Here is a 16,862-nt window from a genome sequence, read left to right on the forward strand (position 1 = left end):
GAGCGACCCGACACCCCCACCCAGAACCGGGATGACCGGGGCAAACGGGACTAGCCTGGTGCCGTCACACCGCACCCTCACAGAGGCGATGTCATGACCGTTCTCCACCACGAGCACCCGACGCACGAGCACACCCACGGGGCCGCGTGCGGCCATCCCGCGGTCGAACACGAGGACCACGTGGACTACGCCCACGACGGGCACCTGCACCGCGAGCACTCCGGCCACTGGGACGAGTGCGAGCGGGCGGAGCACCTCGCGCACGAGGGGCACACGCACGAGCACGGGCCGGCGTGCGGGCACACCTCGGTGATCCACGGTGATCATCTGGACTACCTGCACGACGGGCACCGGCACGCGGCGCACGACGGGCACTGGGACGACCACTGAGCCTCGCCTCGGGGCCGCTGAGCCCACCGCTTGCGGCGCCGGCCGGCGCCGAGCCGTACGTCGTGAGGCTCGCGCCGGCCGTCCACGCCTTCGTGCAGCCCGACGGGGGCTGGTGTCTGAACAACGCCGGGTTCCTCGGCGCGGGCGGGACCGGCGGGGAGACCCTGCTGGTGGACACGGCCGCCACGGAGCGGCGGGCCCGGCTGCTGCGCGCGGCCGTGCTCGCCGCCGGTCTGCCGCTCCCCCGGACGATCGTGTCCACCCACCACCACGGCGACCACACCTACGGCAACGGCGTGTTCCTGCCCGAGGCGCGCGTCATCGGGCACGAGAACTGCCGGACCGAGCAGCTCGCGGCCGGGCGCCAGCTGCATCTCCTCTGGCCCGGGACCGACTTCGGCGACATCGAGGTGGCGCCGCCGACGCTCACGTACCGCGAGCGGCTGACCGTGCACGTCGGTGACCTGGAGGTACGGCTGCTGCACCCGGGCCCCGCGCACACGACCGGCGACACGGTCGTCCACGTCCCGGAGGCGGGGGTGGTCTTCACCGGCGACCTCGTCTTCCAGGGCGGCACGCCCTTCCTCCCCGATGGGCTCACTGGCCGGCTCCCTGCGCGCCCTGGAGCTGCTGCGCTCGCTGGACGCCCCGACCGTGGTCCCCGGGCACGGCCCGGTGACCGACCCCTTGGCGTACGACGCGACGGAGCGGTACCTGCACTGGGTCGCCGCGCTCGCCCGCGAGGGGTACGCCCAGGGGGCGACGCCGCTGGAGACCGCGCGGCGGGCCGATCTCGGCGAGTTCGCGGCATGGCGGGAGGGCGAGCGGCTCGTCGCGAACCTGCACCGCGCGTACGCGGAGCTGGCCGGCCTCCCGGAGGGCTCGCCGCTCGACCCCGCGCTCGTCTTCGGCGACATGGCGGCGCTGAACGGGGGCGTGCCGGTGGCGTGCCACGTGTAGGGGGTGTCCCGCGGGCGGGCGCCGGAACCGCGACCGGGGGTGTCACCAGCGGGGGACCTCCGGGGTGGTCCAGTCCGGGCGTGCCCTCCGCATCGCCGCCGCGTCGTCGCGGTCGCGGAGGGAGCCGTCGTTCTCCTGCCAGCGGCGGTGGAGGGCGGCGAGGCGCTCCCGGTCGAGTGCGATGCCGAGGCCGGGGGCGTCGGAGACGGTCAGGCGGCCGTCGCGGAAGACGGGGCGGGTGGTGACGACGTCCTCGGTCTGCCAGGGGTAGTGGGTGTCGCAGGCGTGCCGGAGGTCGGGGAGGGTGGCGGCGACCTGGGTCATGGCGGCGAGGCTGATGCCGAGGTGGGTGTTGGAGTGCATCGAGAGCCCGACGCCGTACGTCCGGCACAGCGCGGCGAGTTCGCGGGTGCGGTGGAGGCCGCCCCAGTAGTGGTGGTCGCAGAGGACGATCCGTACCGCGTCGCGGGCGAGCGCCTCGGGCAGCTCCTCGAAGGTCGTGACGCACATGTTGGTGGCGAGCGGGACGTCCGTGCGGGCCGCGACCTCGGCCATCGGCGCCGTGCCGCTCGTCGGGTCCTCCAGGTACTCGAGGACGTCCTTCAGCTCCCTTGCGACGGCGAGGGAGGTCTCCACGGACCAAGCGCCGTTCGGGTCGAGACGGAGCGGGCGGCCGGGGAACGCCTCGGCCAGGGCGCGGATCGCGGCGATCTCCTCGTCGGGCGGGTGGACGCCGCCCTTGAGCTTGAAGGAGCGGAAGCCGTACGTACGGTCGAAGCGGCGGGCCTGGGCGACGATGCCGGCCGGGTCGAGCGCCGCGCCCCAGTCGTCCGTACCGGCCCCGCCCTCCCGGCGGTCGTCCGCGCCGTCGTCCGCGCCGGCGGGGTGGGCGGCCCAGCGGTAGAAGAGATAGGCGCTGTACTCGACGGAGTCGCGGACCTTGCCGCCGAGGAGGGCGTGGACGGGGACGCCGAGGGAGGTGCCGAGGGCGTCCAGGCAGGCCACCTCGAAGGCGGAGACGACGGAGAGCCGCAGCTTGTCCGCGGTCTGCACGCCGCGCAGCCCGCCCGCGTCGACCCGACCGTCGGCGGCGCGGGAGTCACCGCACACCTGCTCGGCGAGCGCGAACAGGCCGTTCACGTCCGTGACCGTACGGCCGGGCAGCGCCTCGGCGAGCGGGCGGGCCAGGTCCAGGTACTTCCCGTCGCCGTAGGTCTCCCCGAGGCCCGTGACCCCGCCCCGTGTGGTCACTTCGACCACGAGGCGGGGGGTGAAGGGCTGGTGGACGCCCTGGGTGTTGAGCAGCGGCGGGTCGGAGATGAGGATCGGGGTCAGCCGGACGTCGTCGATGATCAGCCGTGAATCCATATGTGAACCCTATTCATGAACAGGATCGGGTGGCCAGACCCGCGCGGCCATTTCCGGCCCCGCCCTGGACGACATACCGACTGGTCGGTCATCATGGTCGCCGATCCCTCGACGCCCCCCGGAGGTACGCACGATGAGCTCAGCCCAGCCGCCAGGTCTCGACCCCGAGCAGCTGCGCGGACACCTCGACCGCGAGCGCCCCGGCCTGGTGGCCGGTCCGCTCACCGCCCGGCTGATCGAGGGCGGCCGGTCGAACCTCACGTACGTCGTCACCGACGGCACCGGCCAGTGGGTGGTGCGCCGGCCGCCGCTCGGCCATGTCCTGGCCACCGCGCACGACATGAAGCGCGAGCACCGCGTCATCTCCGCGCTCCACCCGACGGCCGTCCCGGTCCCGGAGACGGTCCTGCTCTGCGAGGACGACAGCGTGCTCGGCGCGCCGTTCTACGTCATGGAGTTCGTCGCCGGAACGCCGTACCGCTCGGCCGGGCAGCTCGCCCCCCTCGGCGCCGAACGGACCCGCGCGGCCGTCCTCGGCCTGGTCGACACCCTCGTCGACCTGCACGCCGTCGACCCCGAGGCGGTGGGCCTCGGCGACTTCGGGCGCCCCGAGGGCTTCCTCGACCGCCAGCTGCGCCGCTGGGGCAAGCAGCTCGACGCCTCCCGCAACCGCGATCTCGCGGGCATCGACGAGCTGCACGCCGCCCTCGGCCGGAACCTGCCCCGCTCCCCCGCCGCCACCGTCGTCCACGGCGACTACCGCCTCGACAACGTCCTGATCGGCGAGGACGACCGGATCAAGGCGGTCCTCGACTGGGAGATGTCGACCCTCGGCGATCCGCTCACCGACCTCGGCCTGCTGGTGATGTACAGCGCGAAGCTCGACCTCCCGCACTCCCCCGTCAGCACCACCGCGGCCGCGGCCGGGCACCCCGAACCCGCCGAGCTGATCGAGCGGTACGCCGCCCGCTCGGGCCGCGACACCTCCGCCCTCGCCTGGTACACCGCCTTCGCCTGGTTCAAGCTCGCCGTGATCCTGGAGGGCATCCACTACCGCTACACCCTCGGCCAGACCGTCGGCGCCGGCTTCGACCGCATCGGCGACCTCGTCCCCGTCTTCATCGAGCACGGCCTCACCACCCTCCAGGAAGGCTGACCCGCCATGGACTTCGCATTCGACGCGCGCACCGAGGAGCTGCGGGCGAAGCTGCTCGCCTTCATGGACGAGCACGTGTACCCCGCCGAGCGGACCGCCGAGGAGCAGCGGGCGCTGCTCCCCTCGCCGTGGGACACCCCGCGGGTGGTGGACGAGCTGAAGGCCGAGGCCAAGCGGCAGGGGCTGTGGAACCTCTTCCTGCCCGACGAGGAGTACGGAGCCGGGCTCACCAACCTGCAGTACGCGCCGCTGGCCGAGATCACCGGCCGCAGCCCGCACCTGGCCCCCACCGCCCTCAACTGCGCCGCGCCGGACACCGGCAACATGGAGGTGCTCGCCCAGTTCGGCGACGAGGCGCAGAAGAAGCAGTGGCTGGAGCCGCTCCTCGCCGGGGAGATCCGTTCGGCGTTCGCGATGACCGAGCCCGAGGTGGCCTCCTCGGACGCCACCAACATCGAGACCCGGATCCTCCGCGACGGCGACGACTACGTGGTCAGCGGCCGCAAGTGGTACATCTCCGGGGCGATGAACCCCGACTGCAGGATCTTCATCGTGATGGGGAAGACCGACCCCGACGGCGCGGACATCCGCCGCCAGCAGTCGATGATCCTGGTGCCGCGCGACGCCCCCGGCGTGGAGGTGCGCCGGGCCATGCGGGTCTACGGCTACGAGGACCACTCCCACGGCGGCCACGCCGAGGTGCTCTTCCACGACGTGCGCGTCCCCGCCGCGAACCTGATCGGCGAGGAGGGCGGCGGTTTCGCCATCGCCCAGGCCCGCCTCGGCCCGGGCCGTATCCACCACTGCATGCGGCTGATCGGCATGGCGGAGCGCGCCATCGAGCTGATGTGCCGCCGGGCCGTGTCCCGGACCGCCTTCGGCAAGGCCATCGCCCAGCAGGGCGTCGTGCAGAACTGGATCGCGGACGCCCGGGTGACGGTCGAGCAGCTGCGGCTGCTGGTCCTCAAGACGGCCTGGCTGATGGACACCGTCGGCAACCGGGGCGCGCACACCGAGATCCAGGCCATCAAGATCGCGACCCCGCGCGCGGTGGTCGACATCCTCGACAAGGCGGTCCAGGTGCACGGCGCGGGCGGCGTCTCTCAGGACCATCCGCTGGCCGAACTCTGGGCCGCGGCACGGACGCTGAAGCTGGCGGACGGGCCGGACGAGGTGCACCAGCGGTCGCTGGCGCGCCGGGAGCTGAAGAAGTACCTGTAGCCGCAACGGCGTCGGACGGAGGTACGGCGGCCGGCCGATCGTCCGGCCGCCGTACCGCGTCGGCGGGGGGCGGGTCAGGGGCTGACGAACGGCTGGTGCTCGGCGAGGGCCAGGGAGCGGACGAAGGCGGTGACCCGCAGGGCGGTGCGGGCGAGCAGCCGGGTGAGCGGTGCCCGGGACGGTCCGTACGCGGCGCTCCACAGCCGGGGTACACGGTCCATACCTCCACCGTGACCCCGTTGCCCCGGCCGGTCCACCGCAGGGCGGTGGACCGGTGTGCCGTCAGGGCCGCAGCGCGCGCAGGAGCAGGTCGGCGAGCTGGTCGGCGACCTGCTGGGGAGTGAGCGGGCCGTCGGGGCGGTACCAGGTCGACAGGTGGTGGACCGAGCCGAAGTGGTAGTCCACGACCAGGTCGGCCGGGGTCGCGGCGGAGAACACCCCGGCCTGCTGCCCCTCCTCGATGAGCGCGCGGAAGCGCTCGTGGTAGCGCCGCCGCTCCGCCCTGACCTGCTTGTTCTTCTCCGGGCTCAGGTGGTGCATGGAGCGGAAGAAGATCGACGCGTCGTCGAGGTTGTCGATCGTGGTGACGACGACGTCGGCGGCGGCGTCCCGCAGCCGCTGTTCGACCGGGGCGTCGGCGTCGGCGAAGGCGTCGAGCCGCTCCTGCTGGAGGCGCAGGACCCGGGAGTAGACCTCCTGGAGGAGGTCCTCCTTGGAGCCGAAGTAGTGGTAGAGCGCCCCCTTGGTGACGCCCGCCGCCTCCACGATCTCCTGGACGGAGGTGCGGTCGTAGCCCCGCTCCGCGAAGAGCCGGGTGGCGGCGGCCAGCAGCCTCTGGGGGACGGGAACGCCGCTCCCGTCCGTGGTCCTGGCCATGCGCCGCCGCCTTTCGCTCGTGCTCGTCGTCATTTCGGGGAACGCAGTTCCCGCCTGAGGATCTTCCCACTTGTCGTCTTGGGCAGCTCCGGCAGGATCTCGACCTCGCGCGGGTACTTGTACGCGGCGAGCAGCCGCTCGCAGTGGGCGGACAGTTCGGCGGGGTCGGCGCTCGCGCCCGGGCGCAGGCTGACGTACGCCTTCACCGTCTCCCCGCGGTAGGCGTCGGGGACGCCCACGACGGCCGCCTCGCGGACGGCCGGGTGGGTGTACAGCACGTCCTCGACCTCGCGCGGCCAGACCTTGAACCCCGAGGCGTTGATCATGTCCTTCTTGCGGTCGACCACGTACAGCCAGCCGCCCTCGTCCATGAAGCCGATGTCGCCGGTGCGCAGCTCGCCGTCGGGGAAGCCGGCGGCGGTCGCCTCCGGCAGGCCCCAGTAGCCGGGAACGACCTGGGGCCCGCGGACGGCGATCTCGCCCGGTGTGCCGAGGGGGACCTCGGCGCCGTTCTCGTCGAGGACGCGCACGATCGTGTCGGGGCCGGGGACGCCGACCGAGAGGGTCCCGGAGGCCGGGTCGACGGGTGCCTCCTTCTCGGGCGGTACGGAGGCGCAGGGCGCCGTGCACTCGGTGAGGCCGTAGCCGTTGCGGATGTACGGGCCGAATCCGGCGCGGAACCGCTCCACCAGCGCGGGCGGCAGGGGAGCCCCGCCGGAGGAGATGACGCGGAAGGAGGAGAAGTGGTCGGGGGTGGCGCCGGGGTGGGCGCCGAGCGCCATGAAGGCGGTGGAGGGGCCGACCGTGTAGGCGGGCCGGTGCTCCAGGAAGGCGTCCAGGACGACCCCGGCCTCGAAGCGATAGGCGAGGACGAGGGTGCCGCCGTTGGCGAAGCAGGCGGCGAGTTCGCAGACGAGGCCGGTGATGTGGAAGAGCGGGGCGAGCGCGAAGTAGCCGGCTCCCGGGGGGACGGGGTGGCCGGTGCGCTGGCGTTCGGCGTTGTGGATGACGCCCCGGTGCAGGTTGAGCGCGCCCTTGGGGGTGCCGCTGGTGCCGGAGGTGTAGCTGATCAGGGCGATGTCGTCGCCGTCGAGCTCGCGGTCCCGGGGCGCCGGGTGCCCGGCGCGGGCCACGGCCAGCAGGTCGTCCGTCTCGGTGGGGACCCGCTCGAAGCCGAGGAGGCGCGGGTCGTCGCGGGTCTGGAGATCGCGCTCGCAGGCGGTGAGCGCGATCCGTACGGGAGTGTCGGCGGCGGCGTCCCGCAGATGGCTCTCCCAGGCGCGGTCGGAGCAGATCAGGGCGATCGCCCCGGAGTCCCGCAGGGCGTGGCCGACCTCGGCCGCCTTGTACATGGGGTTGACCGGGACGACGGTGGCGCCGGCCTTCCAGGCGCCGAGCAGGGCGAGCACGAAGTGCGGGCTGTTCTGGAGCATGATCGCGACCCGGTCGCCGCGCTCCACGCCGTGGGCGGCGAGATGGCCGGCGACCGAGTCGGAGAGGGTGTCGGTCTCGCGGTAGCTCAGCCGCCCGTCGAAGTAGGCGAGGGCGGAGTGGTCGGGGGTGCGGACGGCGGCGGTCCGGAAGGCGTGCAGCACGGTGGGGGGCGGCGATATCGGCGCCCGCTGGGCCTCGCTGAGCTGCGCGAGCCAGGGCCTGGCCGCGTAGGGGCCCGGCCCGGGCGAGGGCGTGGGGCTCGGCGACTCGGCCGGGGTCATGCGCCGGCCCCTTCCCACTTCCGCTGGATGTGGTTCATGTTGCCCAGCCAGCGCTCCGGGTCGTTGGCGCGGGCCCGGTAGAAGTCGGCGACCTCGGGGTGCGGCAGGACGAGGAAGCGGTCGGCGCCGATGGCGTCGAAGAGGGAGTCGGCGACGTCCTCGGGCTCGATGGCGGTGGGGGCGAGGACGAGCTTCCCGGCGGATCCGGCGGCGGTGAGCATGTCCGTACGCACGCCCTGCGGGCAGATGGCGTGAACCTTGACCCCGCGGTGGCGGTAGGTGAGGGAGAGCCACTCGGCGAAGGCGTACGCGCCGTGCTTGGAGACGCTGTAAGGGGCGGCGCCGACCATGGTGAGCAGGCCGGCGGCGGAGACGGTGGAGACGAACCGGCCGCTGCCGCGCTCCAGCCAGTCGGGCAGCAGGGCCCGCGCCGCGCGGACGTGGGCCATGACGTTGACGTCCCAGGCGGCGGCCCAGACGGCCTCGTCGGCGAAGGCGTCGCCGGGTGAGGCGAGGCCGGCGTTGGCGCACCAGACGTCGACGGTGCCGCCGAGGGCCTCGCGGGCCTCCTCGACGATCGCCGAGGCGTCCCCGGCCACCGCGACGGCGCCGATCTCGTCGGCGACGGCCTTGGTGCGGCCCGGGTCGAGGTCGTTGACGACGACCCGCGCGCCTTCGGCGGCGAACCGGCGGGCCAGGGCGGCCCCGATACCGCCTCCCGCGCCCGTGACGACCACTCCAGCGCCCTGCACCGTACTCATCGAGATCCGCCTCTCCGTTGTGACAGTGTCAGCAGACTAACCAGTCGGTATGTTGCGGGGGAAGCCCCCTTCGTGCGATGTCGGGCGTCGCGCCGCGCACGCCTCGTTCCCCGGGGGCCGAGTGCGCGCTAGCGTGCGTGGCCATGTCAGGAAGGGCGATCAAGGAGGTTTCCGCATGAGCCTGTCCAGACGGGGTCTGCTGTCCGCCGGGGGCGCGCTGGGGGCGGCCGGTGCGCTGGGGGCGGGCGCCGCGCCGGCGGCGGCCGCGCACGAGGGAGGGGCGGGGCGCGAGGGCCGCCACCGGGTCCGTACCGGCTTCGAACGGCTGGCCGCCGACGGGTACGCGCTCCTCGCCGGGCAGCGGGTCGGCGTCGTCACCAACCCGACCGGGGTCACCTCCGACGTCCGCCACATCGTCGATGTGATGCACGCCGACGACCGGATGGACCTGCGGGCCGTCTTCGGGCCCGAGCACGGCTTCCGGGGGACGGCCCAGGCCGGCGGCTCCGAGGGCCGCCACGAGGACCCGGCGACCGGGCTGCCCGTCTACGACACGTACCTGAAGAGCGGGCAGCCGCTCGCGGACGTCTTCACCGCCTCCGGCGTGGACACGGTCGTCTTCGACATCCAGGACGTGGGCGCGCGTTTCTACACCTACATCTGGACGCTCTACGACTGCATGGTGGCGGCCGCCCTGGCCGGGAAGCGGTTCGTGGTCCTGGACCGGCCGAACCCGGTCACCGGCCGGGCGGCGCTCGGGCCCGTCCTCGACCGCGCCTTCGCGACCTTCGTGGGCCGCGAGCCGATCGCGCAGGCGCACGGCATGACGGTGGCGGAGCTGGCCGGGCTCTTCGCCGGGGAGTTCCTGGCGGAGCCGGTGGAGCTGGAGACGGTACGGATGTCCGGCTGGCGGCGCACGGAGTTCTTCGGGTCGACCGGGCTGCCGTGGGTGCCGCCGAGCCCCAACATGCCGACCCCCGAGACCGCGCTCGTCTACTCCGGCACCTGCCTCTTCGAGGGGACCAACCTGTCCGAGGGCCGGGGCACCACCCGCCCCTTCGAGCTGCTGGGCGCCGAGGGCGTCGACCGGCGGTGGGCGGAGGCGGCGAACGCGCTGGAGCTGCCCGGCGTGCGCTTCCGCGAGGCGTACTTCGCCCCCACCTTCTCGAAGTTCCAGGGCCGGACGGTCGGCGGGGTGCAGGTCCATGTGCACGACCCGGCCGCCTTCGATCCGGTACACGCCGGGATCGGGCTGCTGATCAGCGCCAAGCGGTCCTGGGCCGGCTTCGCCTGGCGCCCCGACCACTGGATCGACAAGCTGACCGGCTCGACACGGGTGCGGACCCTCGTCGACGCGGGCGCGGACACCGACGAGGTGGTGGGGGCCTGGGCCGCGGACCTGGCCGCCTTCCGGGCGGTACGGAGGGAGTACCTGCTCTACCGCTGAGCCGGGGGCGGCCTCGGGAGCCGGGGGCGCCGGCCCGGGGAACGCCCGGCCGGGCGCGCGGCCACGGGAGGCGGGGCCCGGCGGCCGAGCGGGCACCGCGGCACGTCCGGCCGCCCCTCCTCCGGGGGACGTCTGACGGCCGCCGCGCGTGGGCACAATGCCCGTGGAGCAGCGCACCTCGACGCGGAGGGACGGGGCGGGCCATGGCCGGACCGGCGGCGGCGGAGCCGTACCGCGAGATCATCTTCGACAAGGACGGCGACGGCGTGGCCGGGCAGCGCGAGGCGCTCGCGGGGCTCGCGGCCCGGGGAGTCACGGATCTGGTGGTGTTCGCCCACGGGTGGAACAACACCCCGTCCACGGCGCGCGGGTTGTTCCAGGCGTTCTTCGCGCCCTTCCCCGCCCTGCTGCGCCCCGGGGCGCGGGTGGCGTACGCCGGCGTGGCCTGGCCCTCCGTCATGTTCACGGACGAGCCGATCCCCGACGTCGAGGCCGTGGCGGCGGCGCACCCCGGGAAGGAGGCGGTGGCGGCCCGGCTCGGCGTCCTGCTGCGGGAACAGCCGGACGACGAGGCCGCCTTCGCCGAATTCGGCTTGCTCCTCCGGGAGTTGACCGGGGTCGGCTCCGGCCACGGGGCGGCCGGACGGCGCTTCACGGAGCCCCCGGACGGGTCCGGCGGCGCGGAGGCGTCCGAGGGCCCCGAGGTGCCCGACTTCCTGCTGGGCGATCCCGTCGCCGTCTGCGCGATGTTCGTCGACGCGATGGAGGAGGCGGCCGGACCGGGGAGCGTGCCCGCGCCCCGCGAGGCGGCGTTCGGCGGCGGTCTCGGGCGGTACTGGAAGGGGGCGCGGGAGGCGCTGCGCCAGGCCACGTACTACACGATGAAGCGCCGGGCCGGCACGGTCGGCGAGCGCGGGCTCGGCCCGCTGATCGGCGCGCTCGCCCGTTCCTCGCCCGGCCTGCGGATCCATCTCGTCGGGCACAGCATGGGCGCCCGGCTGGTCGCGTTCGCGCTGCGCGGACTGCCGGCCGGCGCCGGTAACGTCCGGTCACTGACGCTTCTTCAGGGCTCCTTCTCGCACTACGCGTTTGCGGCGAGCCTGCCGCACGAGCCCGGGCGCGGCGGGGCGCTGCGCGACCTCCAGCGGCGGGTCGACGGCCCCGTGGTCGCCTGCTACTCCCGCCACGACACCGCCCTCGGGGTGTTCTATCCGCTGGCCTCCCGGCTGGCCCGGGACGCCGCCTCGCTGCTCGGCTCCGACAAGCGCTGGTGGGCGATCGGCCACGACGGCATCCAGGCGGTGCGGGGCACGGCCGCCGTGACGCTCGCGGCGGCGCTGGACGGCGGGCTGCCGGCGTCGGGATGCGTCAGCGTGGACGCGGCGGAGGTGGTCGGGGGCCACAGTGACATCCGCCACCCGGAGCTGGCGCGGGTGGTGGCGCTGGCCGCCCGGATCGGAGGCTGACCCCCCGCCGCGAACATCGCGCGGCCCGGAGGCCGGCTCCGGCGAACGACGACCGGACGCCACGGCCCCCACGGCGAACGCCGAACGGACGCGGCGGCCGCCGCCGAACGCCGTAAGCGGAACGGTCGGAGCGCCGCCGCCGGGACGAAATCGCGCCATTCGTACGGGGGGACGGCGTCGCCGGGCGGGGCGGGATCGGCCCTGCCCGTACCCGTCCGCGATGGCGTCGACAGGGGGGTCCCCACACGCGCCTCCGCTTGGTGGTCGGCCTCCCCGTCCACCGCCCGACCCCGGCGCGACGGCTCCTCGCGCTGGTTGACGAGGGTGCCGCGGACGGCCGTGCGGGAAGCCGTCCGGTGTCTCGTATGGGCCCCGTCGAATTTTGGATGGAACAGGACGGGGCACTCGTTCGTCCATCCCATAACGTCCTTGACGCCGAAGTACGAGCGACGGAGGTGCGGAGCGATGGCCGGTTTCCGGAGTCTTGCGAGACAGGTGCGCGATCCGGGGTGCGACACGGCCCTGCGGAGGTACTCCCTGCGCAAGTGCCTGGAACGGTTCGCCCCCTACGGGCACCGTGCGACCTGGGACCACCTGTGCCGCAGGCACAGGTTCGGGCCCGAGGACCGGGAGCTCGATCCTGGGCGGCTGGTGGCCGCGCTGGAGGAGCTGGAGGAGGCGCGGGCGGTGTGGCTCGCGTACGAGAGGGAGTTCGCCGAGCGCCGCCGGCGCGAGAAGCACGACGGGCTGCGCCGGCCGGGCGCGCTCGACGACTGGCACCGCCGGACCTGGGGCGGCAACGGAGTGGCGCGGTGCGACGATCCGGCGGTCCATCCGTCGGAGCCGCTGGCGGAGGTGCTGCGGCGGTTGATCACGGCCCTGGAGTCGGGTCCGGGCGAAGCCTGCCCGGTGTGCGCGGGGCGGCGGATCGACTGGCGGCCCGACCTGGACGACGAACCGTGGTTCGGGCCGGTGTGCGGTGAGTGCGGTGTGGTCGTGCCCCGGGCGGTCCTCACCTCGCGGGCGCTGGCGCGGGCGCGCGGCGAGGCCCTGCCCCAGCTGGCGTCGGTGGCCTGAGGCGGGGCGAGGTGCCGATCCAGGCCTGTCTCAACGGGGGCCGCGGGCCGGGGGACGCGGCGGTCGTGCCGATGTCGCCGGGTGCCCTGGCCGAGGAGGCGGTGCGCGCGGTCGCGGCGGGGGCGGTGGACCTCCATGTCCACCCCAAGAGCCCGTGCGGCGGGGACACCCTGTCGCCCGGGGTGCTGGCGGACACCCTGACGGCGATCCGGGAGGCCGTCAACGTCCCGGTGGGCGTGACCACCGGCGCCTGGGCGGAGCCCGATCCGGTACGCAGGGTCGAGCGCGTCCGGTCCTGGACGGTGCTCCCCGACCACGCCTCGGTGAACTGGCACGAGGCGGGTGCGGAAGACGTCGCGGCGGCGCTCCTGGACCGGGGTGTCGGCGTGGAGGCGGGTCTGTGGTCGGGTACGGACGGCCCCGCCCGGTTCCTCCGCTCACCGCTCGGGCCGTACGTCCTGCGGGTCCTGGCCAAGGTGACGGATCCCGATCCGGCGACGGCCGAGTCGACCGCCCGCGCCCTGTTGGCCCGACTGGGCGCCTCCGGCTCCGCGTCGACGGCGGGTGACGCGGTCCGGCGGGCGCCCCTGCTGCTCCACGGCGAGGACGGCGGCGCGTGGCCGGTCCTGCGGCTGGCGGGCCGTCTCGGTCTGGCCACCCGGATCGGCCTGGAGGACACGCTGTTCCTGCCGGACGGCCGCGCGGCGCGGGACAACGCCGCGCTGGTGCGGGCGGCGCTCGCGGAGGGGGCACGCTAGGGCGTGTTTCGAAAGTAGCGTCGTCCGCCCGCAGGGCGGGGCCGGGGGCGTCTGGTGCGTGCGATCGCAGGCGGAGGGTGGGGGCACCTCCCGCGCCGCTAGGCGCAGGGGGAGAGCGCAGCGGGCTGCGCCGACGACCGACAACGCAGCGAGCGGGCGTGCCAGGCGCCCCCGGCCAGACGGGACTTTCGAAACTCGCCCTAGCAGGCGAAAAACGGTTCGCCCAGGGGGATTCGGCACCGGCAGAGTGTCCGGCGATGCCTACACCACCCGAAGAGCCGGAGAACTGACATGTCGACGCTGCGCGTCACCGCCGAACTGCTGACCGTCCACGCGCATCCGAACGCCGACGCCCTGGAGCTGGCCCAGGTGGGCCTCTACCGCGCCGTCGTCGCCAAGGGCGCGTACCGCAGTGGTGATGCCGCGATCTACATCCCGGAGCAGGCCGTCCTCCCCGCCGCCCTCGTCGACGAACTGGGGCTGACCGGCCGGCTCGCCGGCAAGGCGTCGGACCGGGTCAAGGCGGTACGGCTGCGCGGCGAACTGTCGCAGGGCCTGGTGTGCCGGCCCACGGCGCTTGCGGACGTGGACCTGGCGCGGGCCGCCGAGGAGGGGACCGATTTCGCCGAGGTCCTGGGGATCACGAAGTGGGCGCCGCCGATACCGCCGACGATGAGCGGGGACGTGGAGTCCGCGCCGGATCTGCTGCCCTGGGTCGACATCGAGAACCTCCAGCGCTATCCGGGGATCTTCGAGCCCGGCGAGCCGGTGGTGCTGACCGAGAAGCTGCACGGCACGGCCTGCCTGATGACGTACGTCGCCGAGGACGGGCGGGTGCACGTCTCCTCGAAGGGGTTCGGCGGCAAGGGCCTGGCCCTGACGGAGGATCCGCGCAACCTCTACTGGCGGGCGATCACGGGCCACGACGTCCCCGCCGTCGCCGCGCGCCTGGCCGCCCGTCTGGGCGCGCGCCGGGTCGGGCTGTTCGGCGAGGTGTACGGCTCCGGGGTCCAGGACCTCGGCTACGGCGCCGACGCCCGCTCCCAGGGTCTGGGGTACGCCGTCTTCGACGTCTCGGCCGAGATCGACGGCGAGGTGCGGTGGCTGGACCCGGCCGCCGTCCTGGAGCGGGGTGAACTGCCGCTCGTACCGCGGCTGTACGAAGGGCCCTACGACCTCGACACGGTGCTGGAGCTGGCGAGCGGCCGGGAGACGGTGTCGGGGCGGGCGCTGCATCTGCGCGAGGGCGTCGTGATCCGCCCGGCGGTCGAGCGGTACAGCCCCGTGACGGGCGGCCGCGCCATCGCCAAGGCGGTCAGCCCGGCGTATCTGACGCGTAAGGGCGGGACCGAGTTCGAGTAGGGACCGGCCGGCGACGGCCGCCGGCAGGGGAACGAGACCAGGGGCCCGCCCACGGGGGTGGCGGGCCCCTTTTCCCTGCCCGCTGCGGCGCCTGACAGGCCAATTTTTCCCGCCCTGCCGCGACCCGTGACAGGCCCCCCTTGTCCGGCCCGCGGCCCGCTCCTACTCGTCCGCCGCCGCCACCCGCTCCGCCATCAGGCGCGAGCCCGTCATGCTGCGGCCGAACGCGTCGTCCGGGTTGGACAGCACGCAGGTCTCAAGGGACAGGCACCCGCAGCCGATGCAGTCGCTCAGGTGGTCCCGCAGCCGCCCCAGCTGCTTGATCCGCTCGTCCAGCTCGGTGCGCCAGGCCGCCGACAGGCGGGCCCAGTCGTCGTGCGTGGGCGTGCGTTCCTCGGGGAGTTCGGCGAGCGCGCCGCGGACGGTCGCCAGCGGGATGCCGACGCGCTGCGCCGCCCGGATGAAGGCGACCCGGCGCAGGGTGTCGCGGCCGTACCGGCGCTGGTTCCCGCTGGTACGACGGCTGGTGATCAGGCCCTTGGACTCGTAGAAGTGCAGGGCGGACACGGCCGCTCCGCTACGCGCGGACAGCTGACCGACGGTGAGCTCGTGGATCTTCTCCGGAATCTGTGGCACCCCTCGAACCCTACTGGTGGGTCCCGTTCGTCCGTTGACAGGAGCCCACCCACCCCCACATGCTGAGCAAGCGCTTAGACATGGGCACGAGAAGGGACGAGGAAACATGGCAGAGCCGAGGATCTTCACCTCACCGGAGGAGCTCCGCGCCGCCGTCGGCGAGCAGCTGGGCCACAGCGACTGGCTGGAGATCGAGCAGAAGCGGATCGACCAGTTCGCCGACGCGACCGGTGACCACCAGTGGATCCACGTGGACCCGGAGCGGGCCGCGGCCGGCCCGTTCGGCACCACCATCGCGCACGGCTATCTGACGCTCTCGCTGCTGCCGACGCTCGTCCCGCAGATCATGCGCGTCGAGGGCATGAAGATGGGGCTCAACTACGGCACGGAGAAGGTCCGTTTCCCCGCCCCCGTACCGGTCGGCTCCCGGCTGCGCGCCGACGCGGTGCTGACGAAGGTGGAGGAGGCCGGGGGCGGCGTGCAGGTGACCGCGAAGGTGACGATCGAGCGCGAGGGCGGCGACAAGCCGGTCTGTGTCGCCGAATCGGTCTCCCGCTACTACTTCTGAGCGCCGACCATCCGCAGCACGAGGTCGGCGTAGAGCGCGCCGACCTCGTCCGGCGTCCTGCGCCCCTCGGCGTTGAACCAGCGCGAGACGTCGATGCAGAGCGAGAGCACCGCGACGGTGGTGCCGGGCACGTCGGGGACGTCGAACTCCCCGGCCGTCACGCCCTCCTCGATGATCCCGCGGACGGCGGCGTCGGACTCGCGGCGCAGGGCCACGATCTCGGTGCGGTGCTCCGGGCCGAGCGCGTCGAGTTCGTACTGCACCACGCGCGCGGTGGTGTGCCGCTCGGCGTGCCAGCGCACGAAGGACCGGACGGCGTCGGCGAGCCGCTCCCCGGCGGTGCCCTCGCCGTCGGCCGCGGCCCGGAGGATCTCCAGGGCCCTGTCGTGGCCGATCCGGCTGATCCGGTGGAGCAGCTCTTCCTTGGTCTTGTAGTGGATGTAGAGCGCGGCCGGGCTCATACCGGCCCGGCCGGCGATGTCGCGGGTCGTGGTGGCGTGGTAGCCGCGCTCGGCGAACGCCTCGACGGCCGCCACCAGCAGCCGCCTGGCCGCTTCGGGCGTGACCTCGCCCCACGGCACGTCCTCGCCGCCGGGCGTCTCCTCCGTCGCGTCCGCCGCGCTCATCGTTCGCCCCTTCTCCAGCCCGTCAGGACGAACACCATACAACGAGGGTGAGCAAGCGCTTAGAGGCGCGGGCCCAGAGCTTCCGGAACGTGCTCAGAGCTTCTGGAAGGGGTCGTGCTCGGCGAGGAGCTTCTCCAGCCGCGCCTGGTCGACCCGGCTGACGATCTGGCCGGCCTCCTGGCGGTCGCGGACGACCTTGGCGAGGGTGAAGGCGGACGTGGTGAGGTAGAGGACGGCGATGGCGAGGAAGGACCGCACCCAGGCGTCGGCGTCCAGGTTGAAGATGCCGATGCTCACGGCCGCGAGGGCGAGCCCGAAGGAGATGACGGCCTGCAGGTAGTAGGCGGCCGTGTTCTGCTGCTTGACCGGTGTGTCGCTCATGGGGACAGCATCGGACGGATGTGGTGCCCGCCACATCCGTCCGGATACTCAGCGTGGGTACTCAGCGGCACGCGGTACGGGCCGCTCGGAGCGC

General features: G+C 73.8%; 17 protein-coding genes and 1 pseudogene. 10 read left to right on the top strand and 8 right to left on the bottom strand.

Translation table 11 applies throughout. The features are described from left to right. Positions 1–93: 93 nt before the first annotated feature. Together ACZ6RC_RS25610 and ACZ6RC_RS25615 are read left to right on the top strand one after the other, a co-directional pair. Positions 94–390 (top strand): hypothetical protein, encoded by a 297-nt coding sequence (locus tag ACZ6RC_RS25610; protein WP_391144660.1) that lies wholly within the window; start codon positions 94–96, stop codon positions 388–390. 17 nt (positions 391–407) lie between these two features. Further along, positions 408–1,350 (top strand): annotated as a pseudogene (locus ACZ6RC_RS25615) (MBL fold metallo-hydrolase). Between the two features lie 42 nt (positions 1,351–1,392). Here ACZ6RC_RS25615 and ACZ6RC_RS25620 read toward each other — a convergent pair. Beyond that, positions 1,393–2,718 (bottom strand): glucarate dehydratase family protein, encoded by a 1,326-nt coding sequence (locus tag ACZ6RC_RS25620; protein WP_469587277.1) that lies wholly within the window; start codon positions 2,716–2,718, stop codon positions 1,393–1,395. Between the two features lie 133 nt (positions 2,719–2,851). On the opposite strand from ACZ6RC_RS25620, the gene ACZ6RC_RS25625 reads away from it, so the two are divergent. Both ACZ6RC_RS25625 and ACZ6RC_RS25630 read left to right on the top strand, forming a co-directional pair. Next, on the top strand, positions 2,852–3,874 hold the full coding sequence (locus tag ACZ6RC_RS25625) for a phosphotransferase family protein (RefSeq protein WP_469587279.1): 1,023 nt from the start codon (positions 2,852–2,854) through the stop codon (positions 3,872–3,874). A gap of 6 nt (positions 3,875–3,880) precedes the next feature. After that, positions 3,881–5,095, top strand: coding sequence for an acyl-CoA dehydrogenase family protein (locus tag ACZ6RC_RS25630; protein ID WP_453619565.1), 1,215 nt, complete (start codon positions 3,881–3,883; stop codon positions 5,093–5,095). Between the two features lie 74 nt (positions 5,096–5,169). On the opposite strand, the gene ACZ6RC_RS25635 is transcribed toward ACZ6RC_RS25630, so the two are convergent. The 4 genes from ACZ6RC_RS25635 to ACZ6RC_RS25650 all read right to left on the bottom strand — a co-directional run bounded on the left by ACZ6RC_RS25635 (position 5,170) and on the right by ACZ6RC_RS25650 (position 8,447). Next, positions 5,170–5,316 (bottom strand): hypothetical protein, encoded by a 147-nt coding sequence (locus ACZ6RC_RS25635; RefSeq protein ID WP_391144649.1) that lies wholly within the window; start codon positions 5,314–5,316, stop codon positions 5,170–5,172. Positions 5,317–5,377: 61 nt separating this feature from the next. Beyond that, positions 5,378–5,971: a TetR/AcrR family transcriptional regulator gene (locus ACZ6RC_RS25640; RefSeq protein WP_391144647.1), complete on the bottom strand. Its 594-nt coding sequence runs from the start codon at positions 5,969–5,971 to the stop codon at positions 5,378–5,380. 29 nt (positions 5,972–6,000) lie between these two features. Continuing rightward, positions 6,001–7,686 (bottom strand): AMP-binding protein, encoded by a 1,686-nt coding sequence (locus ACZ6RC_RS25645; RefSeq protein WP_469587284.1) that lies wholly within the window; start codon positions 7,684–7,686, stop codon positions 6,001–6,003. After that, complete coding sequence (locus ACZ6RC_RS25650; RefSeq protein WP_469587287.1) at positions 7,683–8,447, bottom strand: SDR family oxidoreductase; 765 nt, start codon at positions 8,445–8,447, stop codon at positions 7,683–7,685. Before ACZ6RC_RS25650 ends, ACZ6RC_RS25645 begins: the two co-directional genes overlap by 4 nt. Positions 8,448–8,622: 175 nt before the next feature. Between ACZ6RC_RS25650 and ACZ6RC_RS25655 the strand changes: the two genes are divergently transcribed. The 5 genes from ACZ6RC_RS25655 (at position 8,623) to ACZ6RC_RS25675 (ending at position 14,557) form a co-directional block, all read left to right on the top strand. Next, positions 8,623–9,894 (top strand): exo-beta-N-acetylmuramidase NamZ family protein, encoded by a 1,272-nt coding sequence (locus ACZ6RC_RS25655; protein ID WP_469587290.1) that lies wholly within the window; start codon positions 8,623–8,625, stop codon positions 9,892–9,894. 203 nt (positions 9,895–10,097) lie between these two features. Next, entirely contained in the window at positions 10,098–11,360 is a 1,263-nt protein-coding gene (locus tag ACZ6RC_RS25660; RefSeq protein ID WP_469587291.1) for a serine-threonine protein kinase, read from the top strand. Positions 11,361–11,825: 465 nt separating this feature from the next. Then, entirely contained in the window at positions 11,826–12,437 is a 612-nt protein-coding gene (locus tag ACZ6RC_RS25665; RefSeq protein WP_453619577.1) for a hypothetical protein, read from the top strand. A 17-nt stretch (positions 12,438–12,454) separates the two neighbouring features. Next, complete coding sequence (locus ACZ6RC_RS25670; protein WP_469587493.1) at positions 12,455–13,195, top strand: 3-keto-5-aminohexanoate cleavage protein; 741 nt, start codon at positions 12,455–12,457, stop codon at positions 13,193–13,195. A 291-nt stretch (positions 13,196–13,486) separates the two neighbouring features. Then, positions 13,487–14,557: an RNA ligase (ATP) gene (locus tag ACZ6RC_RS25675; protein ID WP_469587296.1), complete on the top strand. Its 1,071-nt coding sequence runs from the start codon at positions 13,487–13,489 to the stop codon at positions 14,555–14,557. 162 nt (positions 14,558–14,719) lie between these two features. Here the strand turns inward: ACZ6RC_RS25675 and soxR are convergent, their stop codons facing one another. Beyond that, positions 14,720–15,193 (bottom strand): redox-sensitive transcriptional activator SoxR, encoded by a 474-nt coding sequence (gene soxR, locus ACZ6RC_RS25680; RefSeq protein ID WP_469587299.1) that lies wholly within the window; start codon positions 15,191–15,193, stop codon positions 14,720–14,722. 106 nt (positions 15,194–15,299) lie between these two features. On the opposite strand from soxR, the gene ACZ6RC_RS25685 reads away from it, so the two are divergent. Then, positions 15,300–15,761, top strand: coding sequence for a MaoC family dehydratase (locus ACZ6RC_RS25685; RefSeq protein ID WP_391144623.1), 462 nt, complete (start codon positions 15,300–15,302; stop codon positions 15,759–15,761). Here the strand turns inward: ACZ6RC_RS25685 and ACZ6RC_RS25690 are convergent. Together ACZ6RC_RS25690 and ACZ6RC_RS25695 are read right to left on the bottom strand one after the other, a co-directional pair. Further along, a complete protein-coding gene (locus ACZ6RC_RS25690) occupies positions 15,752–16,387 on the bottom strand; it encodes a TetR family transcriptional regulator (protein WP_469587302.1) in 636 nt (211 codons plus the stop codon). The genes ACZ6RC_RS25685 and ACZ6RC_RS25690 overlap by 10 nt on opposite strands. Positions 16,388–16,480: 93 nt before the next feature. Beyond that, positions 16,481–16,768: a YiaA/YiaB family inner membrane protein gene (locus ACZ6RC_RS25695; RefSeq protein ID WP_391144617.1), complete on the bottom strand. Its 288-nt coding sequence runs from the start codon at positions 16,766–16,768 to the stop codon at positions 16,481–16,483. Positions 16,769–16,862 lie beyond the last annotated feature (94 nt).

This window comes from Streptomyces sp. NPDC048353 (assembly GCF_055587165.1).

Excerpts from the sequence above, each read along its gene's own strand:
- ACZ6RC_RS25610 (WP_391144660.1), top strand. The coding sequence starts at position 94 with ATGACCGTTCTCCACCACGAGCACCCGACGCACGAGCACACCCACGGG.
- ACZ6RC_RS25620 (WP_469587277.1), bottom strand. The coding sequence starts at position 2,718 with ATGGATTCACGGCTGATCATCGACGACGTCCGGCTGACCCCGATCCTC.
- ACZ6RC_RS25625 (WP_469587279.1), top strand. The coding sequence starts at position 2,852 with ATGAGCTCAGCCCAGCCGCCAGGTCTCGACCCCGAGCAGCTGCGCGGA.
- ACZ6RC_RS25630 (WP_453619565.1), top strand. The coding sequence starts at position 3,881 with ATGGACTTCGCATTCGACGCGCGCACCGAGGAGCTGCGGGCGAAGCTG.
- ACZ6RC_RS25635 (WP_391144649.1), bottom strand. The coding sequence starts at position 5,316 with ATGGACCGTGTACCCCGGCTGTGGAGCGCCGCGTACGGACCGTCCCGG.
- ACZ6RC_RS25640 (WP_391144647.1), bottom strand. The coding sequence starts at position 5,971 with ATGGCCAGGACCACGGACGGGAGCGGCGTTCCCGTCCCCCAGAGGCTG.
- ACZ6RC_RS25645 (WP_469587284.1), bottom strand. The coding sequence starts at position 7,686 with ATGACCCCGGCCGAGTCGCCGAGCCCCACGCCCTCGCCCGGGCCGGGC.
- ACZ6RC_RS25650 (WP_469587287.1), bottom strand. The coding sequence starts at position 8,447 with ATGAGTACGGTGCAGGGCGCTGGAGTGGTCGTCACGGGCGCGGGAGGC.
- ACZ6RC_RS25655 (WP_469587290.1), top strand. The coding sequence starts at position 8,623 with ATGAGCCTGTCCAGACGGGGTCTGCTGTCCGCCGGGGGCGCGCTGGGG.
- ACZ6RC_RS25660 (WP_469587291.1), top strand. The coding sequence starts at position 10,098 with ATGGCCGGACCGGCGGCGGCGGAGCCGTACCGCGAGATCATCTTCGAC.
- ACZ6RC_RS25665 (WP_453619577.1), top strand. The coding sequence starts at position 11,826 with ATGGCCGGTTTCCGGAGTCTTGCGAGACAGGTGCGCGATCCGGGGTGC.
- ACZ6RC_RS25675 (WP_469587296.1), top strand. The coding sequence starts at position 13,487 with ATGTCGACGCTGCGCGTCACCGCCGAACTGCTGACCGTCCACGCGCAT.
- ACZ6RC_RS25685 (WP_391144623.1), top strand. The coding sequence starts at position 15,300 with ATGGCAGAGCCGAGGATCTTCACCTCACCGGAGGAGCTCCGCGCCGCC.
- ACZ6RC_RS25690 (WP_469587302.1), bottom strand. The coding sequence starts at position 16,387 with ATGAGCGCGGCGGACGCGACGGAGGAGACGCCCGGCGGCGAGGACGTG.
- ACZ6RC_RS25695 (WP_391144617.1), bottom strand. The coding sequence starts at position 16,768 with ATGAGCGACACACCGGTCAAGCAGCAGAACACGGCCGCCTACTACCTG.